Consider the following 23,114-nt stretch of genomic DNA (forward strand, 5'->3'; position numbering starts at 1 on the left):
AGGGCACTCCATGTTCCCATGGGTTGCGGGGCGCCAGCCGGTCACACCCGTCACTTGCAAGCGTAGGTGCTGGCCCGGCTGTCGTCGAACACCTACTCACTGACCTGGAACGCCACCCGCGCCGTCTGACCGCTTTCGTCCAGCGCGCTGAGTTCGGCCTGCCCCACCTGTGGCAAACGCAGCAACAGGCTGTCCTGCCCCTGGGTTTCACCCAACGGCTGGCCGTTGAGGAACCACCAGCGCCGTCCACCACCCCCCAAGGCAGAGACCTGCAATTGCAACGGCTCAGTGCTGGTGGCCGGGCGGCGCAGATTGTCGCCTGGGCGCACGCCGACAATCGACAGCGGTGGTGCACTGGCCGGCACCTGCGCCGGGCAGGCCGGGTCGATGGCCGGCAAACGTGCCATGCGCCGCTCGACACGGGGGAGCCAAGGCTCCAGCGGCGCCGGCCACAGGGCGATGTCACGCGCCTTGGCGCCCGGGCAGCTACCATCCACCCGCAAGCCCTGCTCGTTGACCCACACTTTTTCGCGCAAGCCCAGGCCCAGCGGCTGGTCGGCTGCCTGTAAGGTGGGTGGCGTGGTGCCGTCCAGGGTCCATGCAAAGCGCTGACGCCGACAGTTGGTGTCCTGCTTGCTCATCGGCTGGCCCAGCGGCCAACAGATCGCCGCAACGCCGATATTCGCAGGTACCGGCGCTACCGGGACGCTGATGCCGCGTTGGCTGTCGCGATTGCTCAACAGATCGTGCACCTGCAACATCAGCGGCGCCGCCGACGCCAGACCGAACTGCCCAGGCACCGGTGTACCGTCGGGGCGGCCAATCCATACGCCGATCAGGTAACGCGGCCCCACGCCAATCGACCAGGCATCGCGAAAGCCGTAGCTGGTGCCGGTTTTCCAGGCCAGTAGCGGGCGCTGCACCAGTTCGGCGTGCGGGTCGCGGTCCGGGCGCGCCTGGCCACTGAGGATACGCCGGATGATCCACGCCGCCCCCGGTGACAGCAACCGGTGCTCCACCAAGGGGGCCTGTGGCTGCAAGCGCACCTGCGCACTGTTGCCACCCCGCGCCAGCGCCGCGTAGCCGCCGACCAGGTCCTCCAGCCGGCTGCCGGCACCGCCCAGGATCAACGACAGGTTGGGCTCGGCAAGGGGTGGCAGTATCAACGGCATGCCCGCCATGCGCAGTTGCGCGGCAAAGCGTTTCGGGCCGTAGGCCTCCAGCAATTGCACGGCGGGCAGGTTGAGCGACAGGGCCAGTGCCGAGCTGGCCGACACCGGCCCGCTGAACCCCATGGAGAAGTTGCCAGGGCGATAGTCGCCATAGCGTCGTGGAACATCCTGCAACAGCGATTCGGAATGGATCAGGCCATCGTCCAGCGCCATGCCGTAAAGAAACGGCTTGAGGGTGGAGCCGGGCGAACGTAACGAACGCACCATGTCGACATGGCCAAAGCGGCGCTCATCAGACAAATCTATCGAGCCCAGGTACGCGCGCACCGCCATGCTCTGCGCTTCGACCACCAGAATGGCGGCCGAGGTACGCTCCGGCAGCCGTGCGCGCCAGCCCAGCAGCAAGTCTTCGAGGCGCCGCTGAAGCGCAGCGTCAAGCGTGGTACGGATCAGCGGCGGGCTGTCAGCGCTGTTCAGGCGCCGGGCCAACAATGGCGCCAGGGCCGGCTCCTGGCGTGGCGCCAACACCAGCGGCTCCTCGGCCGCCTCGCGAATTTGCTGGGCCGGCCATACCTGGTACTCAGCCAGGCGCTGCAGCACCTTGTCCCGGGCACGCTGGGCACGCTCGGGGTGGCGGTCCGGGCGCAGCCGGCTGGGTGCCTGGGGCAGCACGGCCAGCAGTGCCGCTTCGGCAGGTGTCAGGTGCAGGGGCGACTTGCCCAGGTACGCCCAGCTGGCTGCCGCCACGCCCTGAAGCGTGCCGCCGAAAGGTGCGCGGTTCAGGTAGATCTGCAGGATGTCGCGCTTGGACAAGTGCCATTCCAGCTGCAAGGTGCGCCATAGCTGGCGCAGTTTGCCGACCAGGGTACGGTCGTGCGGGTCGAGCAGGCGTGCCACCTGCATCGACAATGTGCTGCCGCCCGACACAACACGCCCGCCGCGCAGGTTCAGCCAGGCCGCGCGGACCAATGCCAGCGGGTTGACCCCTGGGTGGTTGTAGAACCAACGGTCCTCATAAGTCAGCAAAGCCTGCAGGTAAAGCGGCGAAACCTCTTCAGGGCTCACGGGGTAGCGCCACACGCCATCAGCATCGGCAAAGCGCCACAAGGGCGTGCCGTCTTCGGCCAGCACTACCCGGGCCAGGTCATCACCCGGCAGCGGCAGCGGCCAGATACGATCAGCCAGCCAGAACAGGCTGCCGAGCACCAGCAGACTGATCAGCGTGGCACGCAACAACCTGCCCGCACGGCACCGTAGTCGCGCTAAGCTTGGCATCGGGAGCCGACCTCGCCAGGTAATGGCCAAAGGCTTTGGGACGACAACCTCGCCGATTTTTTCATCAGGAAGCAACTATGCATGTAGAAGGTTTTTTCGAGTGGCTGGGCCAGGCACTGGGGTCGTTGATCCGCTTCATCGTCGACGCATTGAGCGGGTTGTTCAACCTGCTGGCCAATGCCGGTGGCAACTTCATCGATGGCCTGTCGCGCACCTTGGGCATGGACACTTCGCTGCTGAGCATCCTGGCCCTGATCATCGGCCTGATGCTGCTGTACTCGGCAATCCGCGCATTCATGCGCGCCTCGATCATCCTCGGAATCATCTGGCTGGTGCTGGGGCTGTGGGTGATGAGCTGGGTGATCCACTGATCTGCGCGGTCTTTGTGGGAGCGGCCTTGCGTCGCGACAGGGCTGCACAGCAGCCCCAGGCTTTCAGCTTCGCCGCTTGAATTGTCGGGGCCGCTTTGCGGCCCTATCGCGACGCAAGGCCGCTCCCACATTGTCCGCGTAGAGCGGGCCTCTAGCGGGCCTTCACCGTCATCTCCCCTTGCCCATCGCCCACGGCCTGCAGGTTCGGCCGATACATCGACTCGACCTGCGGCGGCGGCACGCGGTAGGTGCCCGGGGTCACTGCTCGCGCCAGGTACAGCAGGTGGGTGGTGCCATAGCCGTCAAGCTTGAGCGCGGCAACATAACGGTCATCACGGTACTCCTGATGCACCACGCTGGCATTCTGCATCGACTCGCGCCACGCCTTCACTGCACTGCTGGCGTTGTCCAGGCTGGCGGCGCTTTGAGCCAGGTTCTGGTTTTCCAGCTCCAGGCCGGCCGGCAGCAGGTCCACCACCAACGCATCCGGCACGTGGTCCTCAGCTTTGAGCGCCAGGTGCACCAGCACAAGGTCGCCACTGCGCAGGTTGTGCAGGTCCAGCGGCTGGCCATTCATGCCCAGGTACTCTCTGTGAATCTGCAGGCCGTTGCCGCCAGCAGCAGGTGCCTGTCGTGGGTAGCCGGACAAGGTCAGTTGCTGGTACAGCGTCTCGTTGCCTTCATTCTGCACGCTCAGAGGCGAGGCCAGTAACGGGCCTTCCAGCTTCATACCGGCCTCGGCATTGTTCAACTCGCGCACTTCACCCGCGCTGTCCAGGCGTGCCTGCCACTGGCCTTCCGGCTTGCCCAGCAGGCCACGGCCAGCGAGGAACAGTGCATTGCGCTCTTGGGTCGACAGCCAACGGTTGGCCGCCAGTTCATCCGACAAGGCGAACAGGCGCTGATCGACCTGGCTGCTGGCCAGGTTGCTTTCCTGCAGCAGCGCCAGGATCAGTGCCTGGTCACGCAGGGCGCTGCCATAATCGGCCAGCCAGCCTTTGCCACGGCTGATGCCCAGGCCCGCCTGCAAGGCTTGCTCGGCACGCGGTTTGTCGCCCATTTTGTCCAGCGCCACTGCCAGTTGTACCAGCGGCAGACCGGAGCGGGCATCAGCGCGACGTTCGAACAGCCCGCGCAGGGCACCCAACGGCGCCTGCTGGCTGCGCGACAGCACCAGCGCCGCGTAGGCCTGCACCGCAAAGCGCGTGTGGTCGGCATTTTCGCTGTAGTCCACTTCGATCAGGTTGCGTTCCTGCAGGTAACGCAGCAAGCGCTCACTGGCCTTCTTCAATGCCTCGGCGGGTACGCCATACCCTTGGTCACGGGCACGCAGCAGGAAGTCAGTCACATAGGCGGTCAGCCAGTACTCTTCTTCGCTGTCCGAACTCCACAGGCCAAAGCTGCCGTTGTAGCGCTGCATCCCCAGCAGGTGCTCGATGCCCATTTCGATCTTGCGTTTGCGCACATCCGCCGGCTCGCCCTTGATGCCAAGGCGCTTGAGGCTGTCGGCATCGGCGTACAGCGAAGGGTACAGGCCGCTGGTGGTCTGTTCGAGGCAGCCGTAGGGGTAGGCTTGCAGCGCGCGAATCTGCTCGGCAAGGTTCAGCGGCGGCCGGCTCGACAAGGCCAGGCTGGCTTCCAGGCCTGCGGGTTCGAAGGCGGCCAGGTCTGCTTCGGGCAGAGTCCACGGCTGGTCCTTCAAGGCCACACGGTAGTGCTTGAGCATTGCCGGGTAGGCCGGGCGCACGCCCAGCGTCCACTCACGCTCGAACGCATTGACCGGCTCGTTCGGCAGTTGCAGGCCCGTCACCCGGACATGCACCTTGCCCTGCCCCAGCCCCCCCTGGGCCTGCACCGGAATCATCAGCGTCGAGCGCTGCCCTTCGGCCAGGTTAACGCTCTGCACGGCATTGGCCGCCAGGCTCAGTTGCCCATCCGTGGTGATTTCGACGCTCAGTTGCTGGGCGCGGCCGGACAGGTTGGCCAGGTCCAGTGCCAGGCTGGTACGGTCGCCACCGGCCAGGAAGCGCGGGGCCGAAAGCTCGGCAATCAACGGCGCGGCGACCACGGTCTTGCCTTCGGCCATGCCGAAGTGCTCTTCGGTCCAGGCCTGCGCCATCAGCCGCAGTTCACCGTTGAAGTCGGGGATGTCGACCGTGGCCTGGCCCTCACCCTTGTCGTCCAGCGTCACCGGCAGGCTCTGCTGGGCGACGATGGTTACCGTAGTGTTGGGTCGCTTGCCCCCCTTGGCCATCGCTGCGTCACCACCGAACGCCAGGCTGGCCAGGCGGCCTTGGCCGGCCTCTATCAACTGGCCGTAGATGTCCAGTTGATCGGCACCATAGGCCTTGCGCCCGAACAGGCTGGCGAACGGGTCGGGGGTTTTGAAATCGGTGATGTTGAGGATGCCCACGTCCACCGCCGACAACAACACATGCACCTGCTTGGGCACACTGCCATCGGCGTTGGCGGCCTTTACCTTCACTGTCAAAGGCTGTTTCGGGCGCATTTTTTCCGGCGCCTGCAGGCTCAGCGCAAGCTTGCGCTCGGCGCGGTCCAGCGGCAGGTGCAGCACGCCCACGGCGCGCTTGGGCGTGGCATTGGCCTTGCGCTCACCAGGGCGGATAACCAGCGCGCTGATGTACAGGTCGTGACGGGCCCAGGCCTTGTCCAGTTGCACGTCAAAGGTCTTGCCCTCGGCGGGCACATCGATCTCCTGCCACCACAGCGGGCCATCGCTGGACTCGATCATCAGGTAGCCGCTACCCGCAGCGGGCGGGGTGACGGTGACCTTGGCAGTAGCGCCATCGGTGTAGGAGGGTTTGTCCAGCGCCAGCTTGACCTGGTCCGGCCGCACCGCGCCGCCCTCAGCGTTGTCCTGGGCACGGTAGCCGGCCCAGAAGCGCTCACTGGACACCAGACCGGTTTGCGGGTCTTCGACCTCGACGCGGTACGGGCCCCACTCAACCTGGAAGCTGAGTTTGGCGGTGGAACCTGCCTTGACGCTGATCGTCTCTTCGTTCTGGGTCAGGAACTTCTCGTTGTAGGCGTAGCTCCAGCCGTCGCTTTGCGAGTAATTCCAGTAGTAATCGCGGCGTTCGCGAACAAGGCGCACCTTAAGCGCGTCGGCCGCCAGTTTGTTACCGTCGCGGTCGGCCACCAGGAATTCGAATTCCACGGGCCCGTCGCTATCGGTCTCCTCACCTTCGAACAGGCCTCGCAGGCCCGGCAGGCGCTCAGCCGGCCAGATAGGCTGCTCCAGGCGCCGGGTGATCGGCCGGCCACCCGACTCCTGCAGGCTGGCCTGCACGGTCAGTTGCAGCGGAGAGCGGGCTTCGGCCCAACGGCTTTCGATATCGACCACCGCCTTGCCGGCCTGGTCAAGGGTGACTTCGTCCAGTTCCAGGTCCTGGTTCAGATCGGTTTCGGTGACCGAGCCGAACTGGTAGCCAGGCAACGCCGGTACTGCCTCGCGCAGCGGGCGTACATAGGCCTGACCGCTCAGGCGGTTGCCGGCGGCCGGCGCACCATAGAGGTAACGGCCATTGACCTGGATACGCGCATCTTCATCCGGCGAAAGCGGTGTGCTGCTGCCCTTGAGCTCCAGCGCCAGGCGCTCGGGCAGGAAGTCTTCAACGAGGAATTCATAGACCTGCTTGCGCCCGCCACCCAGGTCGAGCAGCAGTTGCCAACGGCCAGTCGGGGCCTCGGTGGCCAGTTGCAACTGGTATTGGTACAAGCCATTGCTGTCGGCTTCCCAGACGAACTTGCGGCTCACCTGTTCATCCGGGCGACGCACTTCCACGCTCACCGGCTGGGCTTTGACCGGCTTGCCGTCCTGGTCGCGCAGCAGGCCGTTGAGCAGCACCGTCTCACCCGGGCGGTACAGGTCACGCGGGCCGAAGATGAAGAACTGCAGCGGGTTGGCCTGAGGCCCGGTGATGTCGAATTCGGCCAGGTCCAGGGCTGCGGTGTTCAGGCGCAGCAGCGTGGTATGCACGCCCTGGGTGGCAATGAGGGTATCGGCCTTTGGCGTGATTGGCAGTTGGGCATGCCCCTTGCCATCGGTGGTGGCCTGGGCCAGCAGCTTGCCCTTTTCGTCATGGATTTCCAGGTTGACGCCGCTCAGCGCCTTGCCGCCTTCCAGGGCTTGCGCAAACACGTCGATACGGTCGCGGTAGCGGTGGGCCGACACGCCGATGTCGCTGAGGGTGAACAGGGTTGCCGGCTGAGAATAATCGTAGGTACCCGAGGCGCGCATCACTGCCAGGTACACGCCTGGCGCCTGCAACGGCTTGATGCCGGCAATCGGCAGCAACACGGTCTCGCGCGTGTTGCGCGCCGGGTTTAGATCGAAGCGGCCGCTGTAGACCAGCTCGGCCATGTCCAGGGTTTCCTTGGACTGGTAGTAGTACAGGCTGCTGTTGCGTCCCCAGTTGGCCAGGAAGGTCGAGAGCATGTCTGGCTTGACGCGGAAGAACTCGACATCCACTTTGTCGACGTTCAGAGCAATCACCGGCAGGCCTTCTGCCAGGCGGGTAGGCAGCAGCGAGCCGCGGCTGGCAAAGCCGATGGTCGGCTGCATGTCGCGGGTTTCCAGGCGGGTGATCGACTCGCTGTCCAGCTGCTTGCCGTTGACTGCCAGCAGCCCCTTGTCGACGGTCAGCACGAGCTTGCGCTGCGGCTCCAGGTGGCGCAGGCGCAGCTCCATCTGGTTGTCGGAGAGTTCCCAGGCGCCATCTAGCTTACCCTTGACGGTGTCGACCAGGTGCACCTTGGTAGCGAAGTCCTGCTTGGCATCCAGCGGTGCTGAGAAGCTGATCGACAGCGTTGCCGCGCCATCGAGCTGCACTTCCGATACGTCCAGCACCGTGAGTTCGCGGCCCTCGTAGCGCTTGGCGAGCACGGCCGGGTCCTCACGCTTGGGGGCGGGGGTTTCGGCGGGCGCGGGCGCCACGGTTTTCTCGACCGGCGCCGGTTTGCCCGGCGTGGAAGAGTCACAGGCACTGAGCAACGCCAGCGCGCAGGCCAGCAACAATCCTTTGTTGAACATGAGATAGGAACTCTTGGGCAGCGTGTACGTGAGGGCAGCAACTATAGCGCAACGTCAGGTGCAGCACCCGGCGTTGCGCGCCAGGTCAGACCATGGTCGCGCTAAATGGTTGCCTGGTCGTTACACTGTGGCCATTCGTTAAAGGGGCCGCATGGCGTCCCTTCGCGGGCTTGCCCGCTCCCACAGGTTTGGTGCCGGCCGCAAGAGCAACACTTTCCTGTGGGAGCGAGCAAGCTCGCGAAGGGGCACACAGCGGCCCCAAAATCTCATGGAATGCACATGCCCCAACTCGCTGCCGACTGGCGCCACCGCCCCACCCACCGCAAGGTCTGGGCGCTGGCCGCGCCGATGATCCTGTCCAACATCTCGGTACCGCTGGTGGCGCTGGTCGACAGCACGGTCATCGGTCATCTCCCGCACGCCCACCAACTGGGCGCCGTGGCCGTGGGCGCCACCTTGTTCACCTTCATGGTCGGCCTGATGGGCTTCCTGCGCATGGGGTCCACCGGCTTCGCTGCCCAGGCCGCCGGCCGTGGCGACGGTGCAGCGCTACGCCAGGTACTGATGCAAGGGCTGCTGCTGGCGGTCGGCTTCGCCCTGTTGATCGGCCTGCTGGCCCTGCCCTTCAGCCAGCTCGCACTCCATGCGATGCAACCCAGCGCAGCCCTGCAGCAATCCACCGAAGACTTCTTCCATACCCGCCTGCTTGGCCTGCCTGCGGCGCTGGCCAGTTACGCGCTGGTCGGCTGGTTCCTCGGCACCCAGAACGCCAGGGCGCCACTGGCCATCCTGCTGACCACCAACCTGCTGAACATCGCCTTGAACCTGTGGTTCGTGCTGGGCCTGGACTGGGGTGTACTGGGCTCGGCGCGGGCGTCGGTAATTGCCGAATGGAGTGCCGCCCTGCTCGGTTTGGCCCTGACCCGCCCGGCCCTGCGGGCTTACCCGGGGCAGATCGTGTGGGCAGCGCTCAAGCGCTGGCAGGCCTGGAGGCCACTGCTGGCGGTGAACCGCGACATCTTCCTGCGTAGCCTGGCACTGCAACTGGTGTTCCTGCTGATTACCGTGCAGGGCGCGCGTCTGGGTGAAGCGACCGTGGCGGCCAACGCCCTGTTGCTAAATGGCCTGCTACTGACGGCCTATGCGCTGGATGGGCTGGCCCATGCGGTGGAGGCCTTGTGCGGCCATGCCATTGGTGCCCGTGACCGCGACACTTTGCGCCGCTCGCTGGTGGTCGCTTGTGGTTGGTCACTGATCACCAGCGTGGGGTTTGCCGGGCTGTTCCTGCTGGGTGGGCACCTGTTCATCGACTTGCAGACTGATATCGACAGTGTGCGGGCGGCGGCTTATCCGTATTTGCCCTACCTGGCGTTGCTGCCGCTGATCGCGGTGTGGAGTTACTTGCTGGATGGGTTGTTCATCGGCGCGACCCGGGCGCGGGAAATGCGTAATGCAATGCTGGTTTCGGTGTTGGTTGCGCTGCCGGTGGCACTGGCCATGAGCGGGTTGGGCAACCATGGGTTGTGGATGGCGTTTCTTGGGTTCATGGGGTTGCGGGCGGTGACGTTGGGGTGGGTAGGGTGGCGGTTGCAGCAGAGAGACCTGTGGTTTGGCTGATTGGGGCCGCTTTGCGGCCCATCGCGACGCAAGGCCGCTCCCACATGGGATAGCGGGTCGGCCTGCTTTCGCGGGTTGGCTGATTGGGGGATAGCGGGTCGGCCTGCTTTCGCGGGCTGGCTGATTGGGGGATAGCGGGTCGGCCTGCTTTCGCGGGTTGGCTGATTGGGGGATAGCGGGTCGGCCTGCTTTCGCGGGCTGGCTGATTGGGGGATAGCGGGTCGGCCTGCTTTCGCGGGCTGGCTGATTGGGGGATAGCGGGTCGGCCTGCTTTCGCGGGCTGGCTGATTGGGGGATAGCGGGTCGGCCTGCTTTCGCGGGCTGGCTGATTGGGGGATAGCGGGTCGGCCTGCTTTCGCGGGCTGGCTGATTGGGGGATAGCGGGTCGGCCTGCTTTCGCGGGCTGGCTGATTGGGGGATAGCGGGTCAGCCTGCTTTCGCGGTCCCTGTGGGAGCGGCCTTGTGTCGCGAAATGAGGGCGAAGCCCTCACATGCTCACAGCCATACACAGTCCCAATGGGGATACTCGCCAGCCCGCCGCACCAGGCCGGCCCGAATGGGGTTGGCGATGATGTAGCGGGCCACCGCTCGCACATCCTCCTCGCGACGCAAAGCCCGGTCATGAAAGCTGGTTTGCCAGATATGCCGTCTTTCAACACCGGCCTTGTACAAGGCACAGCTGCTTCTGGATTTGAATTCGCACATCAGCCTACCCAGGCTCACTGGACCCAGCTCGATGAGCCAGTGAAGGTGATCCGGCATCAACACCCATGCCAGCGATCGACAAGCCTTGCGCTCATCGCTGAACCGCAACTGCTGGATCACGGTCCTGGCGAATCGGAAGTCTTTGAACAACGGCGTTCGGCTGCGGGTAGTTGTAGTCAACAGGTAGAGGCGCCCGGATTCGGACACCCGGCCATTACGTAAACGATGGGAGCCTGGACGTTCCATGTCGTTCTCCTTTGAATTGTGCATTCAAAGTTAGCGCCGCGAATGCGACGGGCGAGGACAGGACCATTACCGGGTATGACACGGTGAGGGCTTCGCCCTCATATCGCGACGCGAGGCCGCGCCCACAAAAACAAGCAAACCGTGCAGTTTTTGCGGGGCGGCCCCGTCAATTACGACGACAGGTACGAAGACCGGGTCAACCCCAGGCGCAAGGCATCCAGATACTGGGTCCGCTCACGCGCAGTGATCTTGGCGCTGGCGACCTTGTCGCGGTAATGCGTCATCAACTCTTCCGGCGACAGGTGCACGTAGCGCAGCATGTCTTCGATGGTGTCGTGGGTTTCGATACCCGCGTGGTACACGCTGCCGTCGGCATTCTGGTAGATGTTCACCGAGTCGGTGTCACCGAACAGGTTGTGCATGTCACCCAGGATTTCCTGGTAGGCACCCACTAGGAACACGCCTAGCAGGTAATCCTCGCCCTCCTTCACCGCATGCACCGGCATGCTGGTTTCGATGCTCTGCTCGTCAACGTACTGGTTGATCTTGCCGTCGGAATCGCAAGTCAGGTCCTGCAATACCGCACGCCGCATCGGCTCTTCGTCCAGGCGGTGCAGCGGGATGATCGGCAGGACCTGGCCGATGGCCCAGGTGTCTGGCAGGCTCTGGAACACCGAGAAGTTGCAGATGTACTTGTCGGCCAGCTTGTCGTTCAGCTCGTCCAGCACCTGGCGGTGCGAGCGCTGGCGGGCTTTCAGCGAGTTGTGCAGACGGCGGCACACGGCGAAATAGCACTGCTCGGCCAAGGCTTTCTCGCCCAGGCTGATCTTGCCATCAGCGTACTGCGCGGCCACATCACCCATGTAGTGGGTGGCACGCCAGTAGGTCTCGGTGACCATCTCGATGTCGGTCGGGCCAAGCAGGTCGACCAGCCACTGCACGGTCTCGGGCAGGGCTTCCTTGTTCTCGATGGTCGGTACGTCGTCATTGTGTTTCTCGACGTCGGTCACCTGGATCACCAGCATGGCGTGGTGCGCGGTCAGCGAACGGCCACTCTCCGAGAAGATGTGCGGGTGCGGCAGGCCCTGTGCGTCGCAGAACTCCTTCAGCATGCCCACCACCACGCCGGCGTAGTCGTCCATGTCGTAGTTGATCGAGCTGGCATTGCGCGAGTGAGTGCCGTCGTAGTCCACACCCAGGCCGCCACCCACGTCGATGTGGTCGACCGGCAGGCCCAGCGCACGCAGTTCGCCGTAATAACGGATGGCTTCCTTGAAACCGTGCTGGTAGTCAGCCAGGTTGGCGATCTGCGAACCCATGTGGAAGTGCAGCAGGCGGATGCCCTGATCCAGGCCCGCATCGCGGAAGCGCTGCACCACCGAAAGCAACTGGGCGGCGGACAAACCGAACTTGGACTTCTCGCCACCGGTGTCGGCCCACTTGCTCGAGGCCAGCGACGACAGGCGAACGCGCAGGCCAACCTGTGGTTTCACCTTGAGCTCGGCAGCCTCTTCGATCACCAGGGCCACTTCCGACTCTTTCTCGATGACGATGAACACATTGTGGCCAAGCTTCTGGCCCATCAGTGCCAGGCGAATGAACTCACGGTCCTTGTAGCCGTTGCAGACGATGGTGCCGCCCTTCGGCGCCAGCGCCAGCACTGCCAGCAACTCGGGTTTGGAGCCGGCTTCCAGGCCGATGGAAACGTTTTGCGTGGCAATGATGTTTTCCACCACCGCTTCCTGCTGGTTGACCTTGATCGGGTACAGCGCGGTGTACTGGCTCTGGTATTCCAGACGCGCGATGTTGGCGTCGAAGGCACCGGTCAGCTGGCGCACACGGTCCTGCAAAATGTCAGGGAAGCGCACCAGCAAGGGCAGCGACAAGCCGCTCTGGCGCAGTTCGTCGACCTGTTCGAACAGGTCGATCGGAGCACTTTGAGGGCCGTTGGGGCGTACTTCGACGCGCCCGGCTTCATTGATGGCGAAATAGCCAGCGCCCCAATGGCGGATGCCATAAACACTGCGGCTGTCAGCCACGGTCCATTGGCTACCATCGTCTTTGCGTGTGCGTCGTACGGACATTCAAGTCCCCTATAAATAAGTCGAAGACACTGCCCGCAGGCAGCGGGGCGAGTGTAAAAGCTGAAAATGACGATTCATCCGTGCTCAGGCATAGACTCTGACCACGGGAACGAGTTTAGAAAGCGCTGGGCAAAAAATCGTGCGATGGCCTCAGCCGCCGGACTTTTTCGCCTTGAAACCCTGTTTGGTCAGCTCGCCGATCAACAGCTCGACATGGTCGCCCTGGATCTCGATAACCCCGTCCTTCAGGGCGCCGCCGGTACCGCAGCGGCGCTTGAGCGTGGTCGCCAGCTCCTTGAGCTGGTCGGGCGGCAGCGGCACGCCGGTGACAGTGGTCACGGTCTTGCCGCCACGGCCTTTGCTTTCGCGGCGCACGCGGGCAATGCCGTCGCCTTCGGGGATGATTTGCTGCTTGCAGGTGCAGGCGTCCACCGGCTGGCCACAGTCGGGGCAGTGCCGACCGGCGTCGGTGGAGTACACGAGACCGCCAAGGGCGGAAAAGGAAGAAGCTTTCTTGGCCACTTTTGTTCCTCGGTGCTGAGGACAAAAACTGGTCGTGCCTTGGGGTTGAGGCCGACCGCGAAGCCCCACTCTGGCAGGGGCGGCGCTACTGCTGCAAGAATTGCGGCAGCCCGAAAAGGGCGCGCAGTGTAACGATAAATACGCCGGTTGTGTAGGAGCGGGTTTACCCGCGAACAAGGGCAAAGCCCTTGCCCTGCGAAACGGGTGTCTGGGCCGGTATTTCGCGGGCAAACCCGAGCCTACAAAGTGGCCTTATAGCGCTGCAACGCCGCCAACGAGTCCGGGCAATAAGGCTTGCTCAGGCTTTCCTGCTCAGCCTGTTCCAGACCGATGAAGCGCGCTTCAATAACCTCTTCCGGCTGCAACCGCAACGGCGCATCCGACACCGCCGAATATACCGCACACCACAAGCGGTTATCCGGCTGGTCGAAGTAGAACCGCTCGTGAAAGCGCAGCTCGGCGCCCTCGATGCCCAGCTCTTCGGCCAGCTCGCGCGCGGCCGACTCGGCATACGCTTCCCCAGCCGTGACCATGCCGCCCGCCGCCACATCCCAATACCCGGGGTACAGCGCCTTGCTCAGGGTACGCCGGTGTACACACAATTCACCGGCACTGTTGAACAGCAGAATGAACGTGCAGCGACCGATCAGGCCACGCTCGCGCAGCTCGGCACGGGGCAAGGCGCCCAGTACCTGGTCGGTTTCGTCCACCCAGGTGACCAGCTCGCGGTCGGAAGCCGCCCGATGGGCGGCCTCGGTTGGGCTGATAGCCATCATCAACCCTGCGACAGCAGCTGACGCAGATCGATAACCGCAGCGTTGGCCCGGGAAATGTAGTTGGCCATGACCAACGAGTGGTTGGCCCACATGCCGAAGCCACTGCCGTTGAGCACCATCGGGCTCCACAGCGGCTCTTGCGAGGCCTCCAGCTCACGGATGATCTGACGCACGCTGACGGTGGCATTCTTCTTCGCCAGCACGTCGGCGAAGTCCACCTCGATGGCACGCAGCAGGTGCGACAGCGCCCAGGCTTGGCCACGGGCTTCATAGAACACGTTGTCGATCTGCAGCCATGGGGTTTCCACCAGCTCCTCATCCACCTGCGGCGCCTGGCCGGCAACGACCGACTCGGTCTTCAGCGTGGTGTTGAGCTTGACCCGGCCAACGCTGGCCGACAGGCGCTGCGACAGCGAGCCCAGGCGGGTGGCCACGTCACCCAGCCAGTTGTTCAGGTTGTCGGCGCGGGTATAGAAGATAGCGCCCTTGTCCCCGGCAGCCAGACGGGTCTGGTAGCGGGTCAGCGACTTGATGCCCTCTTCGAACTCCGACTCGCTCGATGGCAGAATCCAGCTCTTGTTGTCGAAGTTGAAGCGCGGCTCGGCCTTGGCCAGGTCGGCGTCTTCGGTGGACTGCGACTGCGAACGGGCGAAGTCTTTACGCAGGGCACGGGACAGGTCACGGACCTGGACCAGCACGCCATATTCCCAGCTTGGCATGTTGTCCATCCACAGCCCTGGCGGGAAGCGGTCGTTGGAAATGTAGCCGCCCGGCTTGTTCAGCAAGGTGCCGGCCACGGTCTTGAGGGTTTCGACGGTGGTATAGCCCACCACCATCTGCTGGCCAGTACGTTCGGCTGCGGCCTGGGCGTTTTGCTGCACCGGGAACAGAGCAGGCTCCTGGCTCCAGTACCAGCCCAGGCCGATACACACCAGCAGGTACAACCCGATCAGGGTCCCCAGGGCACGGCTCCAAAGGCCGCCAAGGTAGCTACGGGCGGCAGCGCCGCGCCCGTCGACACGCTCACGGGGCTCGGCTTTGGCCTCGCGGTTTTTCCAGTCCAGCATGGCTTTGTCCTTAATCAGTCACGACGGTTCAGGGGCTTTGACCACAGGCCTGCGCTAGCGTGCCACGGGAAGCCCGAATGGCTGCACTATAAAGCAGACACCACCGTACGCATAAGCGACCATTCAGTCAGCAACTGAATATTCGTTCTGCCCGCTTTGTTGACGCAGGGCACTCACGCACGTGAAAAGAGCTGCTAGCATAGAGCCATCATTGCCCCTGCACATCCCAACCTATAAGTAGCCAGGACATGAGCCAAGCAGTCGAGCCGAGCCCGCAGTGCCCCGTCCAACAGCTGACGCGTAACGGCCTGCGCAAGGACGACCCGCTCGACCCGCTGCTGCTGCCGGTGCGCAAACCGGTGTACATCCTGCTGCAGGACCACGAGCGTGCCCAGCGCCTGGCCCAGCAACTGGAATTCTTTGGCCTGGTGGTGCAAGCGTTGCCCAGCACAGCGGCGTTTCTCGCCTCGATCAGCGAGTACCCGCCTTCGGCCATCATCATGGATGTCGACTTCACCGGCGCCGGCCTGGGCTTGCTGCTGGCCGCCCAAGTGCAGCAGGGCCTGGCACGCGCCATTCCGTTGCTGTTCTTCAGCCATCACGAAGCCGACACCCCGACCCGCCTTGCCGCAGTACGCGCCGGTGGTCAGGACTTTCTCACCGGCAGCCTGGAAGCTTCCAGCTTGCTGGAAAAGGTCGAACTGCTGACCAACACCGCCCCGCACGACCCGTTGCGCGTGCTGATCATCGACGACTCGCGCACCCAGGCCCTGTACACCGAGCGTGTACTGGCCGGCGCCGGCATGCTCACCCGCAGCCTGACCGACCCGATCCGCACGATGGCAGAGCTTGCCGACTTCCAGCCTGACCTGATCATCCTCGACCTGTACATGCCGGCCTGCACCGGCCCGGAGCTGGCCAAGGTAATCCGCCACAGTGACCGCTATGTGAGCGTGCCGATCATCTACCTGTCTGCCGAGGACGACCTGGACAAGCAACTGGATGCCATGAGCGAAGGCGGTGATGACTTTTTGACCAAGCCGTTTCGCTCACGCCACCTGATCACTACCGTGCGCAACCGCGCCGCCCGCGCTCGCCATTTGAAGGCACGCATGGTCCGCGACAGCCTGACCGGGCTGTACAACCACACCCATATCCTGCAGCTGCTTGAAGACTGCAGCTTCCGCGCCCGCCGTGAGCAGCAGCCGTTGAGCTTTGCCATGCTCGACATCGACCACTTCAAGAAGATCAACGACCGCCACGGCCACCCCATGGGCGACCGAGTGATCAAGAGCCTTGCCCTATTCCTCAAGCAGCGCTTGCGCAAGACCGACTTCATTGGCCGCTACGGTGGCGAAGAGTTTGCCATCGTCATGCCCAATACCGCGCTGGACGCCGCACACAAGGTGCTGGACGAAATTCGCCGGCGCTTTGCCGAAATTCTCTACCCGGCGCAGCCGCGGGATTTGCAGTGCACCTTCAGTGCAGGGGTGGTGCAACTGGACGAGGGGCTGGATGCACTGACCATGGCCAGTGCAGCGGACGAGGCGCTGTACCGGGCCAAGCATGCGGGGCGTAATTGCGTCGTTCGTGTAGAGCCCTGAGATTCGCACTCACTGTGCCAGCCACACCAATAGAGGCACTGTGCCACTTTTTTTCTGACACCAAGCCCCTGGCGTCATCACCCCGTCACAAAATCGCAATAACTTCAGGCGCCTACCTCTCACCTGCGCAGGAAATTCGCGGCTATGCGCCTGAAGTGGCTGACCAATTTCAACACCCTGTTGCTGGTGACCGTGTGTATCGCCTTGGGCGCCACCCTGTGGTGGTCGCAGCGAGCCCTCGAGCGCCCCTACCAGCTGATGGAGCGCTATCTGGGCCTGTCTCAGCAGTTCCAGAACCAGACGGCGCGCAATATCCAGGCCTACCTGGGCAGTGGCGATGCCCTGCGTCAGGCCGCAGCCATGGAGGCGACCCAGCAGTTGCAGGCCGCACTGACGGATTGGCCCGTAGAGCTGGCCGAGAAGTTGCGCCCCAGCCTGGATAGCCTGCAGGCCTTCACCGCCAACGAACTGCTGGCCGCCGGTAAGCTGGCCGGCGACCCACAAGCCCTGCTGCTGCAAGCCGAGCGGGAGCTGGGGGCGAACTTCGAGCAGATGGCCAGCTATGCCCGCGACAGTGGCAACGCCGAGGCCAATCGCTACTTGCTGCCCTTGCTCGACGCCACCCTGCACCTGGGGCGGCTGTCATTGGCTCGCGACAAGCTGGTCAGCAGCGGCCGCCCGGAGCTGGCCGATGAGGTGGAACGCGAGCTGCAACTGATCCGCGCCCAGGCCCAAACGGTCGACGGCCTGCCACTGCTCGGCGTAACCCGCACTGCCGAATCCGGTGCCGACGACTTCGCTGCAATGATGGGCCTGGAATCCCAGGCCAGTGCCCAGCAGGAAGACATTGCCGTAGGCCTGAAGCGTGAATTGCAAAGCCTGCTCAACCGCTACCCGGCCGAACTGCAACGCACCCGCGAACAGATCGAGCGCCGCGTCGCGCTGGCCACCACCACCGGCCAGCACCTGGAAGCCGTACAACAGGCCATCGCCGCGCTGGAACCCGAAGTGCGCGGCCAGCATGCGAAAATCGCTGCCGAGGTGCGCATTATCCAAGGCCTCATGATCGGCCTGATCCTGCTGATCGCCCTACTGATCGACACGCTGCAACGGCGCCTGGCCCGTACCCTGACCGGACTGGCCCCGGCCCTGTCACGCTGGGCCGAGGGCGACTTCGCCCAAGCCATCGCCCTGGGCAAGACCAACCGCGAACTGCACGACATCCAGGAGTCGCTCAACCGCCTGCGTCAGTACCTGGTGGAGCTGGTCGGCACCATCCGCCATAACGCCGAGCAGGTGGCCGGCAGCAGCCACGCCCTGGCCGGCATGAGCGCTGCGCTGCACGGCGGCGCCGAGCGCCAGGCCGGCGATACCGGGCAGATCCGCGATGCCTTGGGCGAGCTGGAAGCGACCATTCAACAAGTGGCAGGTGACGCCAGCGCAGCCGCCGAGGCCAGCCGCAATGCCGGGCGTGCGGTGGAACAAGGCCAGGCGGTAATCGGCCAGAGCCTGTCGGGCTTGCGTGAGCTGGTCGATGAAGTGCAAGGCAACGCCCGCATGATCGAACAATTGGCGGAAGAGTCGGCCACCATTGGCGGGGTACTGACGGTGATCCGCGCGATTGCCGAGCAGACCAACCTGCTGGCACTGAATGCCGCGATCGAAGCGGCCCGTGCCGGCGAGATGGGCCGTGGCTTTGCCGTGGTCGCCGATGAGGTGCGCTCACTGGCTCAGCGCACCACGGGGGCTACCGGCGAGATCCAGGCGTTGATCGACCGCCTGCAGCAGGCCGCCAGAAGTTCGGTGGCGGGGATGCGCGCGCAACTGGAACATGCCGAGGCCACGGCCAACCAAGCCCAGGCGGCGGATGGGGCACTGGATGAGATTGTCTGTGCCATTCGTACCATTGCCGATACGGCGGTGCGGATTGCCGATGTCACGGCGCAGCAGAGTGGCGCGGTGAGCGAGATTCGTGACCACAGCGAACGGATTCACGCGTTGGGTGAAGACAACCTGCAGCGCATTGGCGAGGGGCGTGAACAGGGTGAACAGCTGCTGAGCCTGGGCGGTGAGCTGAACCGGGCGGTGCGAGCGTTCAGGGTCTGAGATCGAGCGCCGCCCGCGCGGCGCTTCGCGGGTAAACCCGCTCCTACGTTTGTTTCGGGCCAATTATTCCTGCGCATCCGTTATCATGCCGGGCACGTTCCACCTCGCGAGTCCGCCATGCGCCGCCTGTTTTTCATGCTGTTCCTGCTGCTGGCCAGCCCTGTCTTCGCCGCAGGCCTGCTCGACAACCGCCCCAGCGCCACCCTTGGCGCCGCTTCGCTGGCCAACAACGCCGACTTCCTGCCGGTACACGAGGCCTTCAAGCTCAACCTGGTCCAGGCCGATGCGCAAACCATCAAGCTGCGCTTCGTCGCCACCGATGGCTACTACCTCTACCGCCACCGCTTCCAGTTCCGCACGGAACCGGCCGACATCATCCTGGGCACGCCGAACATCCCCAAGGGTGAGGCCAAGCACGATGAATTCTTCGGCGATGTCGAGGTGTACCACGGGGTGCTCGATATCGAGTTGCCGCGCAAAGACCCACGCGCCTTCACCCTGCTGGTGGGCTACCAGGGTTGCGCCGACAAGGGCTTGTGCTACCCGCCGGAAACCGCACGCCTGAATATCGATGGCGAAGGCGTTGCAAACACGCCAGCCACCCGCGAACACGGCTGGAACTGGAAGTCGCTGCTGCTGTTCTTCCTCGCTGGGGTCGGCCTGACCTTCACCCCCTGCGTCCTGCCAATGTTACCGATCCTTTCCGGTGTGGTGCTGCGCGGCCAGGTTGGCGGCGTGCGCGGCCTGGCGCTGTCGCTGGCCTACGTGCTACCAATGGCCGCCAGCTTCGCGGTGCTCGGCGCACTGATGGGCCTGTTCGGCGCAAGCCTGAACCTGCAGGCGCGCCTGCAGTCGGCCTGGGTGCTGGTACCTTTCGCGCTGTTTTTCGTGGTGTTCGCCCTGGCCATGTTCGGCCTCTTCGAACTGAGGCTGCCCCAGGCCCTGAGCAACCGCCTGAACAACGTCGCCAACCACACCCGCGGCGGCTCGCTGCTGGGGGCAGCAGTGCTCGGTGTACTCTCCAGCTTGCTGGTTTCTCCATGTGTCTCGGCCCCCCTGGCCGGTGCCTTGCTCTATATCAGCGCCAGCGGCGATGCCCTGGGTGGCGCGCTCAAGCTGTTCACCCTGGGTTTGGGCATGGGTGCGCCACTGCTGCTGGTGGCCACCGGTGGCGCGGCCTGGCTGCCCAAAAGCGGCCCATGGATGAACACGGTGAAAAACGCCATTGGCGTACTGCTGCTGGGGCTGGCCATCGGTTTGCTCAGCCGTGTACTGCCAGGCCCTGTGACCTTGCTGCTGGTCGGTTTCCTGGCCGCGGGTGTGGCACTGTTCCTCGGCGCGCTGGAATTCGTCGTCAAGACGGCGGCCCAGCGCCTGGCGCAACTGCTCGGCCTGGCCTTGCTGGTGTACGCGCTGGCTTGCTGGTACGGCGCACTCACTGGCCAGGGCGACCCACTGCGCCCACTGCCGGGGGCGTCACTAGCCGCCAGCGGCAGCCTCCCGACGGCAAAAGCCGATGCCTGGCAGACCATCACCACACCTGATGCTCTGGACGCAGCCCTGGCGCAGGCCCAGGCCGCCGGCCAGCCAGTGCTGCTGGACTGGTACGCCGACTGGTGCATCAGCTGCAAGGTGATCGAGCATGAGGTGCTCAATGCACCGCAAGTGCAAACACAGCTGGCCGGCTTCAAACTGCTACGTTTCGACATCACCGACAGTAATGCCGAGCAACGCACGCTGCTCGACCGCTACCAGCTGTTCGGCCCCCCCGCCCTGCTGTTTTTTGCTGCGAACGGCAGCGAAATTACCGCTGATCGGGTGATTGGCGAGATAAATGCCGGTGAATTTGCGCAGATTCTGACGCGCGTGCGCGGCAAAGTCGGTCTATAACTTCCCGCGAGCCGGGAAAAATCCTGAAATGAGTGACCGGATTTAATTATTCGGTCACATACTTCGCGCGAACCTCGGACATCGTGCTGGCTATTGCCGGGAACTGGACACTTGCCGTTGCTTTACGGCACACTCGCCGCGCTGTGTCGAATTGCCCTACAAATCCAAGGAATCCGCAGATGGCAACGCTACTGGTGCTCCACGGCCCCAACCTCAACCTGCTCGGTACTCGCGAGCCAGGCCACTACGGCGCCGTGACCCTGGCTCAGATCAACCAGGACCTGGAGCAACGCGCCCGCGCCGCAGGCCACCATCTGCAGTACCTGCAGAGCAATGCCGAATACGAACTGATCGACCGCATTCACGCCGCACGCAACGAGGGTGTGGACTTCATCCTGATCAATCCGGCTGCTTTCACCCACACAAGCGTCGCATTACGTGACGCATTGCTTGCGGTGAGCATCCCATTCATCGAAGTGCACCTGTCCAACGTGCACAAACGCGAACCGTTCCGTCACCACTCCTACTTTTCCGATGTTGCCGTAGGGGTGATCTGCGGTCTGGGCGCCAGCGGTTATCGCCTGGCCCTGGAGTCCGCGCTGGAACAACTGGCTGCCAACGCACAGCCCAAATGATGAAAACCCTGGCCTAAGTGGGCCGGGGTTCGAGAGAAACGTTTCAGATACGTTTTTTTGTATTTCGCCCCCTGACCGAACCTTTGGGAGTTGATGATTAATGGATATCCGTAAAGTCAAGAAACTGATCGAGCTGCTGGAAGAGTCTGGCATCGACGAACTGGAGATCAAGGAAGGCGAAGAGTCGGTCCGTATCAGCCGTCACAGCAAGACCCCAGCTGCCCAGCAGTTCTACGCACCGGCGCCTATGGCCGCCGCCCCTGCCGCTGCGCCGGTTGCCGCTGCTGCGCCAGCCGCCGAAGCCACTGCTGCCGCCCCGGCCCTGAAAGGCACCGTGATCCGTTCGCCAATGGTAGGTACCTTCTACCGCAAGCCTTCGCCGACCTCGCCTAACTTCGCTGAAGTTGGCCAGTCCGTGAAGAAAGGCGACACCCTGTGCATCGTCGAAGCCATGAAGATGATGAACCACATCGAAGCCGATGTTGGCGGTGTCATCGACGCCATCCTGGTAGAAGACGGCCAGCCGGTTGAGTTCGACCAGCCGCTGTTCACCATCGTTTGAATCGCGGAGAGCCAACGATGTCTGGGAAGCTCGAAAAAGTCCTGATCGCCAACCGCGGGGAAATTGCCCTGCGGATCCTGCGTGCCTGCAAAGAGCTGGGCATCAAGACCGTCGCCGTGCACTCCACTGCCGACCGTGAACTGATGCACCTGGGCCTGGCAGACGAGTCGGTCTGCATCGGCCCTGCATCGTCGAAGGATTCCTACCTGCACATCCCGGCGATCATCGCTGCCGCCGAAGTGACTGGCGCCACCGCGATTCACCCGGGTTACGGCTTCTTGGCTGAAAACGCCGATTTCGCCGAGCAGGTGGAAAAATCCGGTTTCGCCTTCATCGGCCCGAAAGCCGACACCATTCGCCTGATGGGCGACAAGGTTTCGGCCAAGGACGCGATGATCAAGTCGGGCGTACCGACCGTACCGGGCTCCGATGGCCCACTGCCGGAAGACGAAGAAGTCGCCCTGGCGATTGCCCGTGACGTCGGCTACCCGGTGATCATCAAGGCCGCCGGTGGCGGTGGTGGTCGCGGCATGCGCGTGGTGCACAAGGAAGAGGACCTGATTTCCTCGGCCAAGCTCACCCGTACCGAAGCCGGTGCAGCCTTCGGCAACCCGATGGTTTACCTGGAGAAGTTCCTGACCAACCCACGTCACGTGGAAGTGCAGGTACTGTCCGACGGCCAGGGCAACGCCATTCACCTGGGCGACCGTGACTGCTCGCTGCAGCGCCGTCACCAGAAGGTCCTGGAAGAAGCACCCGCCCCGGGCATCGATGAGAAAGCCCGCCAGGAAGTGTTCAAGCGCTGCGTCGATGCGTGCATCGAGATCGGCTACCGTGGTGCGGGTACTTTCGAGTTCCTGTACGAAAACGGCCGCTTCTACTTCATCGAGATGAACACCCGCGTGCAGGTTGAGCACCCGGTGTCGGAGATGGTCACTGGCATCGACATCGTCAAGGAGATGCTGAGCATCGCCGCTGGCAACAAGCTGTCGTTCCGCCAGGAAGACGTGGTGATCCGCGGCCACTCGCTGGAGTGCCGGATCAACGCCGAGGACCCGAAGAAGTTCATCCCGAGCCCAGGCAAGGTGAAGCACTTCCACGCCCCGGGCGGCAACGGCGTACGCGTCGATTCGCACCTGTACAGCGGTTATTCGGTTCCGCCGAACTACGACTCGCTGATCGGCAAGCTGATCACCTACGGCAAGGACCGCGACGAAGCCATGGCGCGCATGCGCAATGCCCTGGACGAGATCGTCGTCGACGGCATCAAGACCAACATCCCGCTGCACCGCGACCTGGTGCGTGATGAAGGCTTCTGCAAAGGCGGCGTCAACATTCACTACCTCGAGCACAAACTGGCCAACCAGGAGTGATCGTGTAGTGTGATGTACCAGAACCCCGGCCCTGTGCCGGGGTTTTTTATTGCCTG

15 protein-coding genes are annotated in these 23,114 nt (G+C 63.9%); 8 read left to right on the top strand and 7 right to left on the bottom strand.

Going from position 1 to position 23,114, the window contains the following annotated elements; translation table 11 throughout:
• Positions 1–92: 92 nt before the first annotated feature.
• Complete coding sequence (gene pbpC / locus V6093_RS14915; protein ID WP_406669543.1) at positions 93–2,447, bottom strand: peptidoglycan glycosyltransferase PbpC; 2,355 nt, start codon at positions 2,445–2,447, stop codon at positions 93–95.
• A 77-nt stretch (positions 2,448–2,524) separates the two neighbouring features.
• Here pbpC and V6093_RS14920 point away from each other — a divergent pair, with 77 nt between their 5' ends.
• Complete coding sequence (locus V6093_RS14920) at positions 2,525–2,818, top strand: hypothetical protein (protein ID WP_004577004.1); 294 nt, start codon at positions 2,525–2,527, stop codon at positions 2,816–2,818.
• 151 nt (positions 2,819–2,969) lie between these two features.
• On the opposite strand, the gene V6093_RS14925 is transcribed toward V6093_RS14920, so the two are convergent.
• On the bottom strand, positions 2,970–7,871 hold the full coding sequence (locus V6093_RS14925) for an alpha-2-macroglobulin family protein (RefSeq protein WP_406669544.1): 4,902 nt from the start codon (positions 7,869–7,871) through the stop codon (positions 2,970–2,972).
• A 279-nt stretch (positions 7,872–8,150) separates the two neighbouring features.
• Here V6093_RS14925 and V6093_RS14930 point away from each other — a divergent pair, with 279 nt between their 5' ends.
• A complete protein-coding gene (locus V6093_RS14930; protein ID WP_406669545.1) occupies positions 8,151–9,488 on the top strand; it encodes an MATE family efflux transporter in 1,338 nt (445 codons plus the stop codon).
• A 495-nt stretch (positions 9,489–9,983) separates the two neighbouring features.
• On the opposite strand, the gene V6093_RS14935 is transcribed toward V6093_RS14930, so the two are convergent.
• The 5 genes from V6093_RS14935 to V6093_RS14955 form a co-directional block, all read right to left on the bottom strand.
• Complete coding sequence (locus V6093_RS14935) at positions 9,984–10,439, bottom strand: REP-associated tyrosine transposase (protein ID WP_017148076.1); 456 nt, start codon at positions 10,437–10,439, stop codon at positions 9,984–9,986.
• 170 nt (positions 10,440–10,609) lie between these two features.
• On the bottom strand, positions 10,610–12,523 hold the full coding sequence (gene speA / locus V6093_RS14940) for an arginine decarboxylase (protein WP_003255317.1): 1,914 nt from the start codon (positions 12,521–12,523) through the stop codon (positions 10,610–10,612).
• Positions 12,524–12,673: 150 nt separating this feature from the next.
• Positions 12,674–13,045 carry a translation initiation factor Sui1 gene (locus V6093_RS14945; RefSeq protein ID WP_003255318.1) on the bottom strand — a complete coding sequence of 124 codons (372 nt, stop codon included), beginning with the start codon at positions 13,043–13,045 and terminating at the stop codon, positions 12,674–12,676.
• 239 nt (positions 13,046–13,284) lie between these two features.
• Positions 13,285–13,818, bottom strand: a complete 534-nt coding sequence (locus tag V6093_RS14950; RefSeq protein ID WP_003255319.1) for an NUDIX hydrolase — start codon at positions 13,816–13,818, stop codon at positions 13,285–13,287.
• 2 nt (positions 13,819–13,820) lie between these two features.
• Entirely contained in the window at positions 13,821–14,888 is a 1,068-nt protein-coding gene (locus tag V6093_RS14955) for a DUF2333 family protein (RefSeq protein ID WP_003255321.1), read from the bottom strand.
• Positions 14,889–15,136: 248 nt separating this feature from the next.
• Here V6093_RS14955 and V6093_RS14960 point away from each other — a divergent pair, with 248 nt between their 5' ends.
• The 6 genes from V6093_RS14960 to accC all read left to right on the top strand — a co-directional run bounded on the left by V6093_RS14960 (position 15,137) and on the right by accC (position 23,058).
• Positions 15,137–16,492, top strand: coding sequence for a diguanylate cyclase (locus V6093_RS14960; protein ID WP_003255323.1), 1,356 nt, complete (start codon positions 15,137–15,139; stop codon positions 16,490–16,492).
• Between the two features lie 144 nt (positions 16,493–16,636).
• Positions 16,637–18,598, top strand: coding sequence for a methyl-accepting chemotaxis protein (locus V6093_RS14965; RefSeq protein WP_406669546.1), 1,962 nt, complete (start codon positions 16,637–16,639; stop codon positions 18,596–18,598).
• Positions 18,599–18,715: 117 nt separating this feature from the next.
• Positions 18,716–20,488 (top strand): protein-disulfide reductase DsbD, encoded by a 1,773-nt coding sequence (locus V6093_RS14970; RefSeq protein ID WP_406669547.1) that lies wholly within the window; start codon positions 18,716–18,718, stop codon positions 20,486–20,488.
• 179 nt (positions 20,489–20,667) lie between these two features.
• The gene (aroQ, locus tag V6093_RS14975) at positions 20,668–21,123 is read left to right on the top strand and encodes a type II 3-dehydroquinate dehydratase (RefSeq protein WP_003255330.1); all 456 of its coding nucleotides are present in this window, start codon (positions 20,668–20,670) and stop codon (positions 21,121–21,123) included.
• Positions 21,124–21,223: 100 nt separating this feature from the next.
• Positions 21,224–21,685: an acetyl-CoA carboxylase biotin carboxyl carrier protein gene (gene accB, locus V6093_RS14980; RefSeq protein WP_003255332.1), complete on the top strand. Its 462-nt coding sequence runs from the start codon at positions 21,224–21,226 to the stop codon at positions 21,683–21,685.
• Between the two features lie 17 nt (positions 21,686–21,702).
• Positions 21,703–23,058 (top strand): acetyl-CoA carboxylase biotin carboxylase subunit, encoded by a 1,356-nt coding sequence (accC, locus tag V6093_RS14985; protein ID WP_003255333.1) that lies wholly within the window; start codon positions 21,703–21,705, stop codon positions 23,056–23,058.
• The last annotated feature ends 56 nt before the right edge of the window (positions 23,059–23,114 follow it).

This window comes from Pseudomonas putida group bacterium ESBL64 (assembly GCF_045277175.1).
Classification (GTDB): Bacteria; Pseudomonadota; Gammaproteobacteria; order Pseudomonadales; family Pseudomonadaceae; genus Aquipseudomonas; species Aquipseudomonas alloputida.

Excerpts from the sequence above, each read along its gene's own strand:
- pbpC (WP_406669543.1), bottom strand. The coding sequence starts at position 2,447 with ATGCCAAGCTTAGCGCGACTACGGTGCCGTGCGGGCAGGTTGTTGCGT.
- V6093_RS14920 (WP_004577004.1), top strand. The coding sequence starts at position 2,525 with ATGCATGTAGAAGGTTTTTTCGAGTGGCTGGGCCAGGCACTGGGGTCG.
- V6093_RS14925 (WP_406669544.1), bottom strand. The coding sequence starts at position 7,871 with ATGTTCAACAAAGGATTGTTGCTGGCCTGCGCGCTGGCGTTGCTCAGT.
- V6093_RS14930 (WP_406669545.1), top strand. The coding sequence starts at position 8,151 with ATGCCCCAACTCGCTGCCGACTGGCGCCACCGCCCCACCCACCGCAAG.
- V6093_RS14935 (WP_017148076.1), bottom strand. The coding sequence starts at position 10,439 with ATGGAACGTCCAGGCTCCCATCGTTTACGTAATGGCCGGGTGTCCGAA.
- speA (WP_003255317.1), bottom strand. The coding sequence starts at position 12,523 with ATGTCCGTACGACGCACACGCAAAGACGATGGTAGCCAATGGACCGTG.
- V6093_RS14950 (WP_003255319.1), bottom strand. The coding sequence starts at position 13,818 with ATGGCTATCAGCCCAACCGAGGCCGCCCATCGGGCGGCTTCCGACCGC.
- V6093_RS14955 (WP_003255321.1), bottom strand. The coding sequence starts at position 14,888 with ATGCTGGACTGGAAAAACCGCGAGGCCAAAGCCGAGCCCCGTGAGCGT.
- V6093_RS14960 (WP_003255323.1), top strand. The coding sequence starts at position 15,137 with ATGAGCCAAGCAGTCGAGCCGAGCCCGCAGTGCCCCGTCCAACAGCTG.
- V6093_RS14965 (WP_406669546.1), top strand. The coding sequence starts at position 16,637 with ATGCGCCTGAAGTGGCTGACCAATTTCAACACCCTGTTGCTGGTGACC.
- V6093_RS14970 (WP_406669547.1), top strand. The coding sequence starts at position 18,716 with ATGCGCCGCCTGTTTTTCATGCTGTTCCTGCTGCTGGCCAGCCCTGTC.
- aroQ (WP_003255330.1), top strand. The coding sequence starts at position 20,668 with ATGGCAACGCTACTGGTGCTCCACGGCCCCAACCTCAACCTGCTCGGT.
- accB (WP_003255332.1), top strand. The coding sequence starts at position 21,224 with ATGGATATCCGTAAAGTCAAGAAACTGATCGAGCTGCTGGAAGAGTCT.
- accC (WP_003255333.1), top strand. The coding sequence starts at position 21,703 with ATGTCTGGGAAGCTCGAAAAAGTCCTGATCGCCAACCGCGGGGAAATT.